This window comes from Stenotrophomonas sp. GbtcB23 (assembly GCF_019091045.1).
GTDB lineage: Bacteria > Pseudomonadota > Gammaproteobacteria > Xanthomonadales > Xanthomonadaceae > Stenotrophomonas > Stenotrophomonas rhizophila_A.
The window spans coordinates 1-265 of record NZ_JAGXKC010000450.1 but is presented as its reverse complement, the minus strand read 5'-3'; the positions used below and the strand labels follow the sequence as shown (position 1 = coordinate 265).

At 68.3% G+C, this 265-nt stretch carries 1 protein-coding gene; it reads left to right on the top strand.

All coding sequences use genetic code 11. The features are described 5' to 3' along the window. Nucleotides 1-17: 17 nt before the first annotated feature. Nucleotides 18-265, top strand: a 248-nt coding sequence (locus KVS69_RS19745; protein WP_217539791.1) for a hypothetical protein, incomplete at its 3' end; no start/stop codon positions are given.

Genomic DNA, 265 nt, shown 5'->3' with positions numbered 1-265 from the left:
CCGGGCGGATACACGCCGTGGTGCAGAACCGCCGGTTCATTTCCGGCGTCCGCCGCATGCGCCGCCTTGTCGAGAGCGGTGTGATCGGCGCGCTGACCGGCGTCCATTGCGGTTTCTTCCTGGCCCCGCATTTCGGCGGCTTCCGCGAGCGGGTGGACAACGTCCTGCTGCTCGGCATGGCGATCCACACCTTCGACGCGGCCCGTTTCGTCAGTGGCAAGCGCCCGCTCTCGGTCTACTGCCTCGCAACCAATCCCCCCGGCTC